At 60.3% G+C, this 15,626-nt stretch carries 13 protein-coding genes; 3 read left to right on the top strand and 10 right to left on the bottom strand.

The window, feature by feature from the left end; translation table 11 throughout:
* Positions 1 to 24: 24 nt before the first annotated feature.
* Positions 25 to 624: a short chain dehydrogenase gene (locus J3P91_RS21190; protein ID WP_434572253.1), complete on the bottom strand. Its 600-nt coding sequence runs from the start codon at positions 622 to 624 to the stop codon at positions 25 to 27.
* A 105-nt stretch (positions 625 to 729) separates the two neighbouring features.
* On the opposite strand from J3P91_RS21190, the gene J3P91_RS21185 reads away from it, so the two are divergent.
* A complete protein-coding gene (locus J3P91_RS21185) occupies positions 730 to 1,638 on the top strand; it encodes a LysR family transcriptional regulator (protein ID WP_434601654.1) in 909 nt (302 codons plus the stop codon).
* A 168-nt stretch (positions 1,639 to 1,806) separates the two neighbouring features.
* Here J3P91_RS21185 and J3P91_RS21180 read toward each other — a convergent pair whose 3' ends face one another.
* From J3P91_RS21180 to J3P91_RS21155, 6 genes are all read right to left on the bottom strand, one after another.
* Entirely contained in the window at positions 1,807 to 2,508 is a 702-nt protein-coding gene (locus tag J3P91_RS21180; protein WP_186613630.1) for an ABC transporter ATP-binding protein, read from the bottom strand.
* A complete protein-coding gene (livG, locus tag J3P91_RS21175) occupies positions 2,509 to 3,276 on the bottom strand; it encodes a high-affinity branched-chain amino acid ABC transporter ATP-binding protein LivG (RefSeq protein ID WP_186613628.1) in 768 nt (255 codons plus the stop codon).
* The gene (locus J3P91_RS21170) at positions 3,273 to 4,529 is read right to left on the bottom strand and encodes a high-affinity branched-chain amino acid ABC transporter permease LivM (protein ID WP_434572259.1); all 1,257 of its coding nucleotides are present in this window, start codon (positions 4,527 to 4,529) and stop codon (positions 3,273 to 3,275) included. Before J3P91_RS21170 ends, livG begins: the two co-directional genes overlap by 4 nt.
* Entirely contained in the window at positions 4,526 to 5,449 is a 924-nt protein-coding gene (livH, locus tag J3P91_RS21165; protein ID WP_014336891.1) for a high-affinity branched-chain amino acid ABC transporter permease LivH, read from the bottom strand. The genes J3P91_RS21170 and livH overlap by 4 nt, the downstream gene beginning before the upstream one ends.
* Before the next feature lie 230 nt (positions 5,450 to 5,679).
* Complete coding sequence (locus J3P91_RS21160; protein ID WP_434601653.1) at positions 5,680 to 6,807, bottom strand: branched-chain amino acid ABC transporter substrate-binding protein; 1,128 nt, start codon at positions 6,805 to 6,807, stop codon at positions 5,680 to 5,682.
* Positions 6,808 to 6,867: 60 nt separating this feature from the next.
* Entirely contained in the window at positions 6,868 to 7,116 is a 249-nt protein-coding gene (locus tag J3P91_RS21155; protein ID WP_434601652.1) for a hypothetical protein, read from the bottom strand.
* Between the two features lie 30 nt (positions 7,117 to 7,146).
* On the opposite strand from J3P91_RS21155, the gene J3P91_RS21150 reads away from it, so the two are divergent.
* Entirely contained in the window at positions 7,147 to 7,452 is a 306-nt protein-coding gene (locus J3P91_RS21150) for a DUF2288 domain-containing protein (RefSeq protein WP_434601651.1), read from the top strand.
* 286 nt (positions 7,453 to 7,738) lie between these two features.
* On the opposite strand, the gene J3P91_RS21145 is transcribed toward J3P91_RS21150, so the two are convergent.
* Both J3P91_RS21145 and J3P91_RS21140 read right to left on the bottom strand, forming a co-directional pair.
* Complete coding sequence (locus tag J3P91_RS21145) at positions 7,739 to 9,913, bottom strand: hypothetical protein (protein ID WP_434601650.1); 2,175 nt, start codon at positions 9,911 to 9,913, stop codon at positions 7,739 to 7,741.
* Between the two features lie 192 nt (positions 9,914 to 10,105).
* Positions 10,106 to 12,295 carry a putative bifunctional diguanylate cyclase/phosphodiesterase gene (locus tag J3P91_RS21140; RefSeq protein ID WP_434601649.1) on the bottom strand — a complete coding sequence of 730 codons (2,190 nt, stop codon included), beginning with the start codon at positions 12,293 to 12,295 and terminating at the stop codon, positions 10,106 to 10,108.
* 290 nt (positions 12,296 to 12,585) lie between these two features.
* On the opposite strand from J3P91_RS21140, the gene J3P91_RS21135 reads away from it, so the two are divergent.
* Positions 12,586 to 13,935 (top strand): spinster family MFS transporter, encoded by a 1,350-nt coding sequence (locus tag J3P91_RS21135; protein WP_434572271.1) that lies wholly within the window; start codon positions 12,586 to 12,588, stop codon positions 13,933 to 13,935.
* Between the two features lie 141 nt (positions 13,936 to 14,076).
* Here the strand turns inward: J3P91_RS21135 and J3P91_RS21130 are convergent, their stop codons facing one another.
* Positions 14,077 to 15,612: an MDR family MFS transporter gene (locus J3P91_RS21130; protein ID WP_434601648.1), complete on the bottom strand. Its 1,536-nt coding sequence runs from the start codon at positions 15,610 to 15,612 to the stop codon at positions 14,077 to 14,079.
* Positions 15,613 to 15,626: the final 14 nt, after the last annotated feature.

Genomic DNA, 15,626 nt, shown 5'->3' with positions numbered 1-15,626 from the left:
AGACTGATCCTTCATCACAAGGGGTCAGCCGACGTGAAAAGTCTGCCCGGTTTGCAGGCCTTCGACGCTCTTGGCATAGGCCAATGCCACTTCAGCCGCAGGAACCGGCTTGTAGCCGCGGAAGTACGGCGCATATTTGTCCATCGCTTCCAGCAATACGTTCGGGCTTACCGAGTTGAGCCTGAGGCCCCGGGGCAGCTCGATTGCCGCAGCGCGCACAAAACTGTCGAGGGCGCCGTTCACCAGGGCCGCCGAGGCGCCGCTCTTGATCGGGTCGTGGCTGAGTACGCCGGTGGTGAGGGTAAAGGATGCGCCGTCATTGGCGAATTCGCGGCCGATCAATACAAGATTGACCTGACCCATCAACTTGTCTTTCAAACCGAGGGCGAAGCTTTCTTCGGTCATGTCGCCCAGCGGCGCGAAAGTGACGTTGCCCGCCGCACAAACCAAAGCATCGAAGCGGCCGGTTTTTTCGAACAGGGCGCGGATCGAGGCGCTGTCGCTGATATCCACTTGCACATCACCGCTGTGGCGGCCGATACGGACAATTTCATGACGGGGCGACAACTCGTTAGCGATGGCCGAACCGATGGTTCCGTTGGCGCCGATCAACAGGATTTTCATGGACTGATCCTCAAATGGGGTGGACGAGGTTGCAGTCTAGAGTGGATTTTCCTCGGGATAAGCGTGCTAATAGGAAACCTTTGGTTTTCATTTGGAAACAATCCAATGAGCGAGATCGATGATCTGGCAGCGTTTGCCGTGCTGGTCGAGGCCGGTAGTTTTACCCTGGCGGCGCAGCGGTTGGGATGCAGCAAGGGGCAGCTGTCCAAGCGCATCAGCCTGCTGGAGGAGCGGTTTTCAGTGATCCTGCTTCAGCGCACGACGCGACGCCTGAGCCTGACGGCGGCGGGTGCGGCGCTGTTGCCCCAGGCCCAGGCCTTGTTGGTGCAAGTGGAAAGGGCGCGTCAGGCGTTGGCCCGCTTGAAGGGTGAAGTTTCCGGGCCGGTGCGGATGACGGTGCCGGTTTCGTTGGGCGAAACCTTTTTTGAAGGGCTGCTGACCGAGTTCGCTCTCGCCTACCCCGACGTGCAGATCGAGTTGGAGCTCAATAACGGTTACCGCGATTTATCGCGCGATGGGTTTGATCTGGCGATCCGCTCGGATGCGGCGATCGACGAGCGGTTGGTGGCTCGCCCGCTGCTGGCCTGGCATGAACTGACCTGCGCCAGCCCGGCCTATCTGGAACGCTTCGGTGAGCCCGCGGTTCCCCAGGCCCTGGCGGAGCACAAATGCCTGCTCAACAGTCACTACAGCGGTCGTGAGGAGTGGTTGTACCACCAGCAACATGAGTTGCTGCGGGTGCGGGTGTCCGGGCCGTTTGCCAGCAACCATTACAGCCTGTTGAAAAAAGCCGCCCTGGCCGGCGCTGGAATCGCCCGTCTGCCGTCGTATCTGCTTGACCAGGAACTGGCCGACGGCCGCCTGCGCTGGTTGCTGCGGGACTTTCAGACCCGTCGCATGCCGATGTACCTGGTGCATCCATATCAGGGCGGGTTGCCCAAGCGTACGCAGGTGCTGGCTGATTATCTGATTGAGTGGTTCAAACGCAGCGGGGAGGCGCTGGATCGGTTGTAATCGGTCCCTGTGGCGAGGGAGCTTGCTCCCGCTCGGTTGCGCAGCGACCGCAAAATCTTAGGGCCGCTACGCAGCCCAGCGGGAGCAAGCTCCCTCGCCACAGGGATCTACGTCCAACATCCGAGCAAAAAAAACGGCCCGAAGGCCGTTTTTTCTATCGCGACAGACTCAACCGCCCAGGTACGCCTCGCGCACTTTCGGGTCGGTCAGCAGTGCTTCACCGGTGCCTTGCATCACCACGCGACCGTTCTCCAGCACGTACGCTCGGTCAGCGATCTTCAGCGCCTGGTTGGCGTTCTGCTCCACCAGGAACACCGTCACCCCATCCTTGCGCAGCTGTTCGATGATGTCGAAGATCTGCTGGATGATGATCGGCGCCAGGCCCAGCGACGGCTCGTCGAGCAGCAGCAGCTTGGGCTTGCTCATCAGTGCACGACCGATGGCGAGCATCTGCTGTTCGCCGCCGGACATGGTGCCGCCGCGCTGGGTAAAACGCTCTTTCAGGCGTGGGAAAAGGTGCAGCACCTTGTCCATCTGTTCCTGAAAGTCGCCCTTGTCGGTAAAAAAACCGCCCATGGCGAGGTTTTCTTCCACGGTCAGCCGGGCAAATACCCGACGGCCTTCAGGCACCACGGCGATGCTCTTGCGCATGATTTGCGCCGAGTCCTGGCCCACCAGCTCCTCACCCATGTAGCGGATGCTGCCGCTGTGGGCCTGCGGCGAACCGCAGAGTGTCATCAGCAGGGTGGACTTGCCGGCGCCGTTGGCACCGATCAGCGTGACGATTTCGCCCTGGCGGACCTCGACGTTGACGCTGTGCAGCGCCTGGATCTTGCCGTAGAAGGTGGAAACGTTTTCGAACTGCAGCATTTACGCTTCCCCCAGGTAGGCTTTGATCACTTCAGGATTGTCGCGGATCTGTTCCGGCGTACCGTCGGCCAGCGGCGTGCCCTGGTTGATCACGACGATGTGGTCGGAAATGCTCATGACCAGCTTCATGTCATGCTCGATCAGCAGCACGGTCACGTTGTGCTCCTCGCGCAGCACGCTGATCAGCGCCTTCAGATCTTCGGTTTCCTTCGGGTTCAGGCCGGCGGCCGGTTCGTCGAGCATGAGGATCCGCGGACGGGTCATCATGCAGCGGGCGATTTCCAGGCGCCGTTGCTGACCGTAGGCCAGGGTCCCGGCGGTACGGTTGGCGAACTCGGTGAGGTTGACCTTGTCCAGCCAGTACTCGGCGTACTCCATGGCCTCGCGTTCGCTCTTGCGGAACGCCGGGGTCTTGAACAGGCCGGCAAAGAAGTTGGTGTTCAAGTGACGATGCTGGGCGATCAGCAGGTTTTCGACCGCCGTCATGTCCTTGAACAGACGCACGTTCTGGAAGGTCCGCACCACGCCCTTGCGGGCAATGTGATGACCGGGCAAGCCCTGGATCGGCTCGCCGTCCAGCAGGATGGTGCCGCCGGTAGGCTGGTAGAAACCGGTCAGGCAGTTGAACACGGTGGTCTTGCCCGCGCCGTTCGGCCCGATCAAGGCAACCACTTGTTTCTCTTTAACGGTCAGGGCCACGCCGTTGACCGCCAGCAAACCACCGAAGCGCATGCTCAGATTTTCGACTTTCAGGATCTCGCGGCTCATTTGCGCAGCTCCATGTGCGGGCGTTGCATAGGCAGCAGACCTTGAGGACGCCAGATCATCATCAGCACCATCAAGGCGCCGAACATCAACATGCGGTATTCGCTGAATTCACGCATCATTTCGGGAAGCAGGATCATCACGATCGCCGCCAGGATCACACCCAACTGCGAGCCCATCCCGCCCAGCACGACGATGGCGAGGATGATCGCCGACTCGATGAAGGTGAAGGATTCGGGCGTCACCAGGCCTTGGCGAGCGGCGAAGAAGCTACCGGCGAAACCGGCGAACGCAGCACCCAGGGTAAAGGCCGACAGCTTGATCACGGTCGGGTTGAGACCCAGCGCACGGCAGGCGATTTCGTCTTCGCGCAAGGCTTCCCACGCGCGGCCGATCGGCATGCGCAGCAGGCGGTTGATGACGAACAGCGCCGCCAGGGCCAGCAGTAGGGCGACCAGGTAGAGGAAGATCACCTTGTTGATCGAGTTGTATTGCAGGCCGAAGTACTCGTGGAAGGTCTGCAGGCCTTCGGCGGCTTTACGTTCGAAGGTCAGGCCGAAGAACGTCGGCTTCTCGATGTTGCTGATGCCGTTCGGGCCGCCGGTGATGTCGGTCAGGTTGCGCAGGAACAGACGGATGATCTCGCCAAAACCCAGGGTCACGATCGCCAGGTAGTCGCCGCGCAAGCGCAGGACCGGGAACCCCAGCAGAAAACCGAAGGTGGCGGCCATCATCCCGGCGATCGGCAGGCAGATCCAGAAGCTCAGGCCGAAGTAGTGCGACAGCAGCGCGTAGCTGTAGGCCCCGACGGCGTAGAAGCCGACATAACCCAGGTCCAGCAGGCCGGCCAGGCCCACGACGATGTTCAGGCCGAGGCCGAGCATCACGTAGATCAGGATCAGCGTGGCGATGTCCACCGCGCCGCGAGAGCCGAAGAACGGCCATACCAGGGCCACGACGATCAGGCCCAGCACGATCCAGCGCTGGGTCGACGGCAGGGTCAGGAAGTTGCTGGCCTTGGCCGGGATCACCGGCACGCCGGGCGACGCTTTCCACGCCGCACTGATCTGCGTGCTGAACAGCACCCGCAGGAACATCAGGACGGAACATACGGCGATGGTCGCCAGGATGGTCGGGCTGGTGCCGTGCACTTCCAGGTTGATACCAACGATGGTCAGTTTGAGACCGAGTACCGGATAGGCCACGGCCCAGACCAGCAGGGCGCTGAAGAGCGCCGATTTGAGATGCCTAGTCATACTTTCTCAACCTCCGGACGGCCCAGGATGCCGGTCGGCCGGAATAACAGAACCAGAACCAACAAGCCGAACGCCACGACGTCCTTGTACTGGTCGCCGAAGATGTCGGCACCAAAGGCTTCCGCCACGCCCAGCACCAATCCGCCGAGCATCGCGCCGGGGATGCTGCCGATGCCGCCGAGCACCGCGGCGGTAAAGGCTTTCAGGCCCACGAGGAAACCGGCGTTGGGGTTGATGACGCCATATTGCATGCTCAACAGCACCGCGGCGATGGCCGCGAGGGCCGCACCGATGACGAAGGTCAGGGCGATGATGTTGTTGGTGTTGATGCCCAGCAGGTTGGCCATCTTGATGTCCTCGGCGCAGGCGCGGCAGGCGCGGCCCAGGCGGGAACGGGAGATGAACAGCGTCAGGCCGAGCATGGCGACCAGGGTCACCACGAACACCACGATTTGCATGTAGGAAATCAGCACTTCATGTGCCCCGCCTGGCCCGATGGCGAAGTTGCCCGGAATCAGGTTGGGAATGGATTTGTCCTTGGAGTCTTGCGAAAGCAGTACCGTGTTCTGCAGGAAGATCGACATACCGATGGCGGAAATCAGCGGGATCAGACGGTTGCTGCCGCGCAGCGGGCGGTAGGCGATCCGTTCGATGCTGTAGCCATAGGAACTGGTAACCACGATGCTCGCGATGAAAGCTGCGGTCATCAACAGCGGGACACTGTCGAGTCCCATCATGGCCAGCCCGGCGATGGCGATGAACGCCACGTAGGAGCCGATCATGTACACCTCGCCGTGGGCGAAGTTGATCATTCCAATGATGCCATAGACCATCGTATAGCCGATGGCGATCAGGGCATACGTGCTGCCAACGGTCAGGCCGTTAACCAGCTGCTGGAAGAAGTGATAGATGTCAGGCATTACAGCGCTCCTAAAAACCTGATACGCATTTCACTGGTGGAGTCATTTTCCCGCCCGGGTCCCGTGGATCTGCATCCACTTCGAACACGAGGTTTGCCAGCGAACCGCTGATGACGGTTTTGAGATTTTCAGGTGGGGAGACTGGCGGATCACGCCAGCGCGGCCCAATACATTTAAAACAAAGCCCACGGCACGCCGTGGGCTTTATTGGCAGTCAGTCAGGCCAGGCCTTACTGAGGCGAAGCTTCGGTTTTAGGTTTGCCGAAATGCCACTCGTAAACCACGAACTTGAAGTCCTTCAGGTCGCCCTTGTCGTCGAAGCTCAAGTCACCGGTTGGCGTCTTGAAAGTGCCGGCGTGGATGGCTTCAGCCACTTTGGTCGCGTCTTCGCTCTTGGCAGCCTTGATCGCGTCGGCGATCACGGTCACAGCGGAGTAGGACGGGAATACGAACGGACCGCTCGGGTCTTCTTTCTTGGCCTTGAACGCGTCAGCCAGGGCGACGTTGGCCGGATCCTGGTCGAAGGATTTCGGCAGGGTCACCAGCAGGCCTTCGGAGGATTCCTTGGCGATTTGCGAGATGGAGTCGTTACCCACGCCTTCCGGACCCATGAACTTGGCTTTCAGGCCTTTTTCCTGGGCTTGACGCAGAATCAGGCCCAGCTCCGGGTGGTAGCCGCCGTAGTAGACGAAGTCGACGTTGGCTTGCTTGAGCTTGGCGATCATCGAGGAGAAGTCTTTGTCGCCGGCGTTCACGCCTTCGAAGACGGCCACTTTCACGCCTTTGCCTTCGAGGGTTTTCTTCACGGCGCTGGCGATGCCTTCACCGTACTGCTGCTTGTCGTGCAGGACCGCAACGATTTTCGGCTTGACGTGGTCGGCGATGTAGTTGCCGGCCGCAGGGCCTTGGGCGCTGTCCAGGCCGATGGTGCGGAAGATCATCTTGTAGCCGCGCGCGGTGATGTCCGGGCTGGTGGCGGCCGGAGTGATCATGATCACGCCTTCGTCTTCGTAGATGTCCGAAGCCGGCTGGGTGGAGCTGGAGCACAGGTGGCCCACCACGAACTTGACGCCGTCGTTGACGACCTTGTTCGCAACCGCGACCGCTTGTTTTGGATCACAGGCGTCGTCGTATTCAACGGCGACCAGTTGCTTGCCGTCGACGCCACCCTTGGCGTTGATCTGCTCGATGGCCATTTTCGCGCCACTGAACTGCATGTCGCCGTATTGGGCTACAGGGCCGGTTTTCGGGCCGGCGATGCCGATCTTGATGGTGTCGGCGGCGAACGAATGGCTGGCAACCCCGGCCAGAACCATAGCGGCAAACAGTTTGGAAATCTGCTTAGTAGCCTTAGTCATAGTGCTCCACTCATGCTGTTGTAGTTTTTATAGTCCTGGCGCCGTAGCAGCAGAACCGGGTCAGATATCTTGGATACCCACGCGGAAAATGCCCCCGGCAACTGTACCGGTACAGTGTAGAGCGCCGATTGTTGGCAAGGGAAGCTGGCGCTTGGGGGCAAAACCTGGGGGTGTCGCTTTATTGAAAGAAAAAGACAGATTCGCGGCGGGGTTTGTCGGGTCAAATCGGCAATCCTTGGCTTTCCTGCGCTTTTCAATCGGTGCTGCAATTGCAACCGGGTTTTTCTGCCAGACCACCGACGTTATCATTCGCGCCGATTTCTTTTCCGGACAGCTCCCATGAATCAAGAACCTAGCACCCTCTATGCCAAATTGCTCGGTGAAACCGCATCCATTACCTGGAAGGAGCTGGAACCGTTCTTTGCCAAGGGTGCCCTATTGTGGGTCGATCCGGCACTGGATCTGATCGCCGCAGCCGAGGCCATTGCCGAGGACGAAGGTACCAAAGTCGCCGCCTGGCTGGCCGGCGGGCAGCTCGCCAAGCTGTCTGAAACGCGGGCGCTGGATTTTCTCGAGCGTGATCCGCTGCTGTGGGCCGTGGTGGTTTCGCCGTGGATAATGATCCAGGAAAGGGCGTCGAATTGATCGGCGCACCAAGTTGGTTCGTGTTTTGGCATCTCGGAAAGTGTGTAGGTGAGTAGCGTGATGACAGCCTGCCGTGGCGAAACGCCACAGGGCAGGGTGACGTATACGTAACGGGAACAGTTTTTGGTGCGGCCGGTGGGCTGCGTAATTGTTTCTGGATGTTGTTTTTGCGGTGCCGCTCGTGGCCCCTTCGCGAGCAGGCTCGCTCCCACAACGGATCTGTGTTCACAAATCCTGTGGGAGCGAGCCTGCTCGCGAATCGGCGCGACGCGGTGTCACGCCAGCCTCAGTAACTCTTGCCAGTATGGTTATTCAGCGAAATAACCTTGGTCTTGCCGATCCGGTGACGGTAGATCTCGCGCAGGTACTTGATCGACTTCTTCACGCAGTCGCGGGACAGGCGGATGTCATTGATCGAGACAAACTTGTCCTTGTCGCTGATCAGCTCGCGGTACTTCTTCTCGTACATCGGCTTGATCGCGTACCAGTTGGTGTCGAGGATCTTCGCCGGGTTCTCGAATTCATTGAGCAGGTCGTCGATGCGTGCTTCGTCGAACTCTTCATTGATGATGAAGTCCAGGATCGAGTTGTCCAGGGTCTCGTCGAAGCGATACGGCGTGCGGGCAAAGCAGCGCTTGATGAACGCCACGATCAGGGTCAGGAAGTCATCCGACAGGCACGGGCTCTTGGCGATCAGGGTAGTCAGCGACAAGTTGGCCGAGGCGCCGATCACCAGCGCATAGCGCTTGAGCGTGGTGTTCGGGAACAGGCTGTTGAGGTGGGTCTTGAGCCGGTTCAGGTCCATGTAGGACAGCTTGTAGTCTTTGGGCAGCGAGACGATCGACACCACCGATGAGCAGTTCTTGAAGAAGTGCAGGTCGTGCAGGGCGGCGGCGTCATAGCCGGAATTCTTGTATTGCTCCAGCGAGGCCCGGTAACGCTTGGATTCGATCGGCAACAGGCTGATGCCTTCGATGGCCTGGGTGACCTTGTTGAAGTGCGGCAGGTCGATGGAGCGGAAGAACAGGTCATCGATGTTCAGGCGCGGCGGCTCTTTTTCGAACACCTTGAACTTGTCGCCGCTCGGCGCCGGGGTTTCCGGAACGACGGATTCAGCGTAGGCAATCGCTACCGGGCCGGCCAGGCTCATGAACAGGTCGTTGGCATCCAGGCGAATGGTTTCGCCGATGTCGATGCCGGCGCGCCGGAAGTAGTTCTGGTCGTAGTCGGTGGTCACGGCCTGGGCCGTGAGGATGTTGAAGATCTGCTGGGAAATATACTGGTTGGCGTGCTTTTCCATGGCATTGACATCGATGTTCTGGATGTTGCCGTCATCGCTTTCTTCGGCGTAGCGCATGATGTCGTTGGAGATCAGCATCATCGCGTTCCATGGCCGGATACGGCCCATGACGCTGGCTTCGCTGCTGTCTTCGTTGGCGAAGTTGTACGAGAAATCCCATTCTTCCGAGAGGTATTTGCACAGCAGTCGTCCGGCGTTGATGTGCAGCGCCTCGGACATTTCACTGCGATGATCGGAAATGTTCGGCAGCACGCAGATGCCGCTGGTGAAAATTGGTTCGAAGACGAAGGAATGGCCGCTCTTGCTGTCGTGTTCGTCCATCGGCTTGGTGTCGAACGTCTTGTTCATGTACGAGTACTGCTGGGCCAGGCCGAACTCCGAAGCCATGCCCGAACCGGTACCGCCGCCGGCGCTGAAGATCGAGAAGTACAGGCGCGACTGGTTGGCCTTGATGCCGCAGCTATCGATCAGGTACGAGTGGATCATTTTCCAGTCGGGGCTGGAGAAGCGCTGGGTGTCCTTGTTCAGGATGATCTTCGCCAGGTACTGGCCGAGGATCGGCGCGTTACCGGCACCACCCGCATGGACTTCGGAGAGGTCCATGATTTTCATTTTGCTGTAGTCGCGCAAGAACCCGCTTTTTTCGCCCTTGCGGGAAAAACGGATACGCCCGGCGATGTCTTTGTCCAGGTCGCCGAGCATGACCAGCGGTTCCACCAGGAACACCGGTTTGCTGGCCTTGCTGGTCCCCAGGCGCAGGTTGCGCATCCACTGCGCGGGGCGATAGCCCTTGTCACCGTAGTGCTTGTCTTCGGCGTTGAATTCGTTGAGATAGAACTTGCGCGCGTTGTAGACCAGTTCCGCTACGTCCAGGGCGATGTTGGAGCCGCAGCGCCCGAGGCCGATCAGGCACACCGAGGGGAATTCCTGCTGGCCACGTTCGCTCTCGTCATCCACCAGGTGCGGCGGGCGGGGGAATACGGCATCACGCAGGCCATCGAGGTTGTCGAGGATGCGGTCGGTGTTGGTCTCGGTGAAATACAGATATTGCTGGGTCGCCAGGGATCGCGAGCTGCTCGACAGCGCCGAGGCGTCCGCGCCGTTGGCGGCCGGGCTCAGGGTCAGATCGGAAACCGCAGTGGCTGTTTTTTTGGAGGTCATTGTGCGCCGTATGCCTGACTGGTCGGTCCGACGACCTCTGTCATCGAACCATCGCGGATGGGAACTCGCGTCCTGACGGTCGCGAATATCGGGCCCAAGCATTCAGGGCTGCAGCCTGAGCAGCGCTCGGGAGAATCTATTCCTGATCATGTTGGATCGGCCATGGCGCGGCGTTCTTTAATCAAAAAGAGGCTAAATGATGGCAGCGACGGTGTGCGTTCGCTTGCGCTGGTCGATTTCGGCCAGCAGTGGCCGCAACTCAGGCAACGGTACCGGACGACCGAGCAGGTAGCCTTGAACCAAATCGCAGCCATGGCGTTCGAGGAAGTCGTATTGCTCGAACGTTTTGACGCCTTCGGTGACGACCCGTAAATGCAGCGTATGGGCCATGATGATAATGGCCCGGACGATGTCCATGTCTTGAATGGCCTGGGGAAAGTCTTGAATAAACGAGCGGTCGATCTTCAACGTGTTCAATGGCAGGCGCCTGAGGTAGGCCAGGGATGAATAGCCGGTGCCGAAGTCGTCGATTGATAATGAAACACCGAGGTCGCGAATCTGCTGCAGTAGAACCAGGGTCTTGGAAATGTTGCCCATCAGCGCATTTTCGGTCACTTCCAGCTCGAGCCGTTCTGGCGCCACCCCGCTGACGCGCAAGATGTGTTCGATTTCGTTGGCCAGTTCGCCTCTTGCCAGGTTCAAGGGTGAGCAATTCACGGTGACTGTGAGCGTTCCGCAATTATGGCGGGACAATTCGCCCAAGTCTTCGCAAGCCTTGCGCAGCGCCCAATTGTCCAGCTCGGCAATCAAATCATTGGCTTCGGCGATGGCAATGAACTGGTCAGGCATCAACAGTCCGCGTACCGGGTGTTGCCAGCGAATCAGTGCTTCAAGTTTCGTGACCCGGCCGAGTTTCAGGTCATAGATCGGTTCGTAATAAAGCATTAATCCAGTGCCTTCGCGCAGCGCATAGCGCAGTTCCTCCTCGAGTTGCAGCTCCAGCGTGGCGCGGATTTTCAGGTCCGCGCTGAAAAAGTGCAGCCCGTTACGGCCGCTATCTTTGGACTGGTATAGCGCCAGGTCCGCATTCTTGAGCAGTTCCTCGCAGGTCTTGCCGTCACTCGGAAACAAGCTGACGCCGATGCTAGTAGTCATGACCATGCGTCGTCCGGACAACTCGATGGGATCTTTCATTTTTTGCATGATGCGTTGGGCTATTTGCCGCGCTTCTTCACGGCCGTCAAGGCTGATCAGGAGGCAGAATTCATCGCCTCCGAATCGCGCCACCACGGCTTCGTGGCCGACCACCGAAGCCTTGATATAAGTGGACAGGACCTTGAGCAGTTCGTCGCCGGCGTCATGGCCGAGACTGTCATTGATGCGCTTGAAGTGATCGATGTCGAGGAACATCACCGCGAGCATGCCGCCTTCGTGAGTCTTCTCAATGAGTTTCTCGGCGAAAATCTGGTTGAAGCCGCGGCGGTTGATGAGGTCTGTCAAGGGGTCGTGGTGGGCCACCTGCTGCAGCGAAATACGCGCTTGATCCAGCTCAGCGAGCAGGGCGTTGACCCGCCGCAGATCGTGCTCCTTGCGTTGCAGCAGCTTGTTCGCCAGTGCGGCGCCAATGCTGCTGCCGATAATCAGCAGGGTCACCACTGCTACCGTCGACCCCAGTTGCAGATGATAGTTACCGCCGGGCAGCGGTTGCAGGCTGCCATCCGGCAGCACCAGGCTAAGGGCCGCCATCGCGGTGAAATGCATGCTGACGATGCCAGCACCAAGCACCAGGCTGGCAGTGTATTTGAGCAATTGGTGAACCATGCCGCTGCCGTTGCGCAAGTGACTGAAAATCCATAGGGCGGCCAGGCTGGCACCGATGGCGATCATTATCGAGAGAGCAAAGAGAACGGGTTGGTAGTAGATCATCGCGTCTGATCGCAGGGCGGCCATGCCCACGTAATGCATGATCGCGATGCCCAGGCCGATCCAGACGGCGGCCTGTAGGTATTGCCAGAAATTCAGATAAGGACGGCTGAGGGTATGCATTGCCAGCCATGAAGCGGTCAGCGCGAATAACAGCGAGAGCAGGGTGGTGGGCAGGTGGTAGTGGATTTCAATGGGGACTTGGAATGCCAACATGCTGATGAAATGCATGGACCAGATGCCGCCCGCCAGACTGCCGGCTCCAACCCAGCGCCAGAGTCGCCGGGAGGCGGCTTTTTCCACATTCCCAACTCGTTCGCTAATGTCCAGCGTGGCGAAGCTGGCCGTGCAGGCCACCAGATAGGCCAGCACCACCAGAAAGGAATTATGGGAACAATCGAGTATGACGTGGCCGTGTTGCGGGAGCCCATCCATGAAACGTAAACCAAGCCACTCCATAGCAATATCCCGTCCGTAAGTGTTCCATCCTTGCGAGCTACATGCTAGTCGATGGCGGCGATTTTAGCCTTCCACAGAGCTCAAGGCAGTGTAATAGCATACTAACGCCAACCTTGTGGATGGATGGTGAGGAAAATGAATAAGCCATTGTCTGTGGGACCTACCTCCCATGGGTGGATATCAGCCTTGCGAATAGTTACAGACAGCGCTGGCAGGCATGATTAGATTGGCGGTTCCGGGCTCGAATGCGTTGGCAAGGAAGCCCCAAAACAATAAAAAGAGACGGACCCATGCAGAACTCGACCCAAGCGGCGAATGCCTGGCGCATTCTGTTCCTGCTGTTCCTGGCCAACCTGTTCAACTTTTTCGACCGCACCATCCCGGCGATCATCATCGAGCCGATCCGCATGGAGTGGAGCCTCAGCGATTTTCAGATCGGCATCATCGGTACCGCCTTCACCATCGTCTATGCCATCGCGGGCCTGCCATTGGGACGCATGGCCGATACCGGTTCGCGCAGCAAACTGATGGGCTGGGGCCTGGCGGCATGGAGCGGGCTGACGGCGGTAAACGGCCTGGTGGGCAGTTTCTGGGCGTTCCTGGTGGTGCGCATGGGCGTGGGCATCGGTGAAGCCAGTTATGCGCCGGCGGCCAACTCGTTGATCGGCGATCTATTCCCGGCGCACCGTCGGGCTCGGGCGATGGGCATTTTCATGTTGGGGCTGCCGCTGGGCCTGCTGCTGGCGTTCTTTACCATTGGCGCGATGGTCAAGGCGTTCGACAGCTGGCGCGCGCCGTTCTTCATTGCGGCGGTGCCGGGCCTGGTGCTGGCGGTGTTCATGTTTTTCATCAAGGAACCCAAGCGCGGCGCGGCGGAAACCGTGGCGGTGTCCCAGGAAAAGGTCGACAAGCCGATTCGCCGGGTGCTGGCGATTCCAACCTTTCTCTGGCTGATCCTGGCGGGGTTGTGCTTCAACTTCGCCACCTATGCCTGCAACTCCTTCCTGGTGCCGATGCTGCAGCGTTATTTCGGGATGCCGCTGCACGAGGCGGCCGTGGCGACCGGGATCATGGTCGGCGTGACCGGGTTGTTCGGGCTGACCCTCGGCGGCTGGGTGGCCGACAAGATCCACCAGCGCGTGCCCAACGGCCGGCTGCTGTTCGCGGCATTCAGCCTGGCCATCTCCACGGTGACTACAGCGTGGGCGTTGCATGCCGGGCGCATCGAGATCGGCGTGTTCGTCGCGGTGTTCAGTGTCGGCTGGCTGTTTGCCTATAACTTCTACACCTGCGTCTACACCGCGATCCAGGACGTGGTGGAGCCGCGCCTGCGGGCCACGGCGATGGCGTTGTATTTCGCCGGGCTGTATCTGCTCGGCGGCGGCCTTGGGCCGGTGGTGGTCGGCGGCTTGTCCGACTACTTCGCCCACACGGCCATGGCGGTCGCAGGCGCCCCGCAAATGACCGAAGCGTTCAAGGCGATCGGCCTGCATGACGCGATGTACCTGATCCCGGTGGCGCTGCTGTTGACCATGGTGTTCCTGTTCCTGGCCTCTCGCTGCTTCGTGCGCGATGCCAAGCGGATGAAGGAAGGTATGAGCGCGGTGGTGGTGCCCGAAGGTGTCGTGGGGGCGGCCTAACGGGATTTTGTGGCGAGGGAGCTTGCTCCCGCTGGGCCGCGAAGCGGCCCCAAAATTCCCCCTGCTCACTCAGGATTTTGGGCCTGCTGCGCAGTCCAGCGGGAGCAAGCTCCCTCGCCACATAGGTCAGTGCCATCCGCACTAGCGAGTTTTTTCTTCTCGCCCGCGCAACAGGCAATCGGGCATTGCCAGCGCCGCCGCCAACCCCAGCAACGACACCGCCGCGCTGATCATCAGCAAATGCCGGAACGTCGCTTGCAGTTCCTCGCGCAAGGCATCCCGTGCCGCGCCCGGCGCGGCGTTCAGGCCGTCGAGCAGCACGTTGCCGGAATGCCCTTCGCTGATCACTGACGAACCGGCGAGCTGGGCAAAACCTGAATCCTGCAATAGCGCCAGCAGCAGCGCCGACATCAATGCCACGCCGACCGCGCCGCCCAGTGAGCGGAACAGGTTGGTGGTGCTGGTGGCCACACCGATGTCCCGTTGCTGCACCGAATTCTGCGAACCCACCAGCGAGGTGGGAAATTGCATGCCGGACGCGATGCCGCCAAGCAGCATGAACAGGCTGCTGAGCCAGAATGCCGCGGGCGGGGTGAAGGCCATGCCGAGGATAGCGAACGGGAAGAGCAGGGCGCCACTGAGGATCATCGGTTTGTAGCGACCGGTGATCGAGGTGCGCCGTCCGGCGAAATAGGCGCCCATCGGCAGGCCCATCGCCAGTGGCAGCAGGTGCAGCGCGGCACTGTCGGCCCCGGCGCCGGTCACGCTCTGGAAGCGCAACGGCACCAGCACCGTCAGCGAGATCGCCTGGAAACTGGTGAAGAACACGGTGCACCAGCACAGCACCGCGCTGCGGTTGACGAACAGGTGCATGGGCAGCAACGGCTCCCGGGCGCGGCGCTCATGCCAGGCGAATACCCCCAGCACGACCACGGCGCCACCGAGCAGCCCGAGCACTTCGCGGCTGTGCCAGGCGTGGCCCTGGCCCACCTGGGTGATGCCCAGCAGCAAGGCAGTCAGGCCGATGATCAGCAAGACGGTGCCCAGGTAGTCGATGACGGGCGTGCGTTGCGGCACCGGCAGCCCCACCAGCGTGCGCCGGGCCACGAGCCAGGCGCCCAGGCCCAGCGGCAGGTTGATCCAGAACACCCAGCGCCAGGACAGGTATTCGGTCATGTAACCGCCCAGCACCGGCCCGGCGACGCTGGCGACCGCATACATGCTGCTGAAGTAGCCCTGGTAACGGCCACGTTCCCGGGGCGGGATGATGTCGCCGATGATCGCCTGGCTCACGGAAATCATCCCGCCAGCGCCGATGCCCTGGAAAATCCGCGCCAGTACCAGTTGTTGCATGTCCTGCGCCAGGCCGCAGAACAGCGAGGCGAGCGTGAACAGGCCCATGCCGAACAGCATCAATGGCCGCCTGCCGTACAGGTCGCCCAGCTTGCCGTAGATCGGCACCGCAACGGTCATCGCGACCATGTAGCCGGAGATCACCCAGGCCAGCAAGCTGACATCCTTGAATTGCGCGGAAATCGCCGGCATCGAGACGGCGACGATGGTCTGGTCCAACGCACCGAGGAAAATCGCCAGCATCAGCGCCACCAGCACGCTGCGGATGGCGGGTTGCGGGACTTGAGGCGTATCGAGCTGATTCAAGGCTGGACCTGCGGGCATCGCGCCGGGGAGGC

It is taken from the genome of Pseudomonas sp. Z4-7, from assembly GCF_051131965.1.
GTDB lineage: Bacteria > Pseudomonadota > Gammaproteobacteria > Pseudomonadales > Pseudomonadaceae > Aquipseudomonas.
This window is presented reverse-complemented; position numbering and strand designations above follow the sequence as displayed.

What these genes read in the sequence shown, in the direction of transcription:
- J3P91_RS21190 (WP_434572253.1), bottom strand. Translation starts at nt 624, where the DNA reads ATGAAAATCCTGTTGATCGGCGCCAACGGAACCATCGGTTCGGCCATC.
- J3P91_RS21185 (WP_434601654.1), top strand. Translation starts at nt 730, where the DNA reads ATGAGCGAGATCGATGATCTGGCAGCGTTTGCCGTGCTGGTCGAGGCC.
- J3P91_RS21180 (WP_186613630.1), bottom strand. Translation starts at nt 2,508, where the DNA reads ATGCTGCAGTTCGAAAACGTTTCCACCTTCTACGGCAAGATCCAGGCG.
- livG (WP_186613628.1), bottom strand. Translation starts at nt 3,276, where the DNA reads ATGAGCCGCGAGATCCTGAAAGTCGAAAATCTGAGCATGCGCTTCGGT.
- J3P91_RS21170 (WP_434572259.1), bottom strand. Translation starts at nt 4,529, where the DNA reads ATGACTAGGCATCTCAAATCGGCGCTCTTCAGCGCCCTGCTGGTCTGG.
- livH (WP_014336891.1), bottom strand. Translation starts at nt 5,449, where the DNA reads ATGCCTGACATCTATCACTTCTTCCAGCAGCTGGTTAACGGCCTGACC.
- J3P91_RS21160 (WP_434601653.1), bottom strand. Translation starts at nt 6,807, where the DNA reads ATGACTAAGGCTACTAAGCAGATTTCCAAACTGTTTGCCGCTATGGTT.
- J3P91_RS21155 (WP_434601652.1), bottom strand. Translation starts at nt 7,116, where the DNA reads ATGATAACGTCGGTGGTCTGGCAGAAAAACCCGGTTGCAATTGCAGCA.
- J3P91_RS21150 (WP_434601651.1), top strand. Translation starts at nt 7,147, where the DNA reads ATGAATCAAGAACCTAGCACCCTCTATGCCAAATTGCTCGGTGAAACC.
- J3P91_RS21145 (WP_434601650.1), bottom strand. Translation starts at nt 9,913, where the DNA reads ATGACCTCCAAAAAAACAGCCACTGCGGTTTCCGATCTGACCCTGAGC.
- J3P91_RS21140 (WP_434601649.1), bottom strand. Translation starts at nt 12,295, where the DNA reads ATGGAGTGGCTTGGTTTACGTTTCATGGATGGGCTCCCGCAACACGGC.
- J3P91_RS21135 (WP_434572271.1), top strand. Translation starts at nt 12,586, where the DNA reads ATGCAGAACTCGACCCAAGCGGCGAATGCCTGGCGCATTCTGTTCCTG.
- J3P91_RS21130 (WP_434601648.1), bottom strand. Translation starts at nt 15,612, where the DNA reads ATGCCCGCAGGTCCAGCCTTGAATCAGCTCGATACGCCTCAAGTCCCG.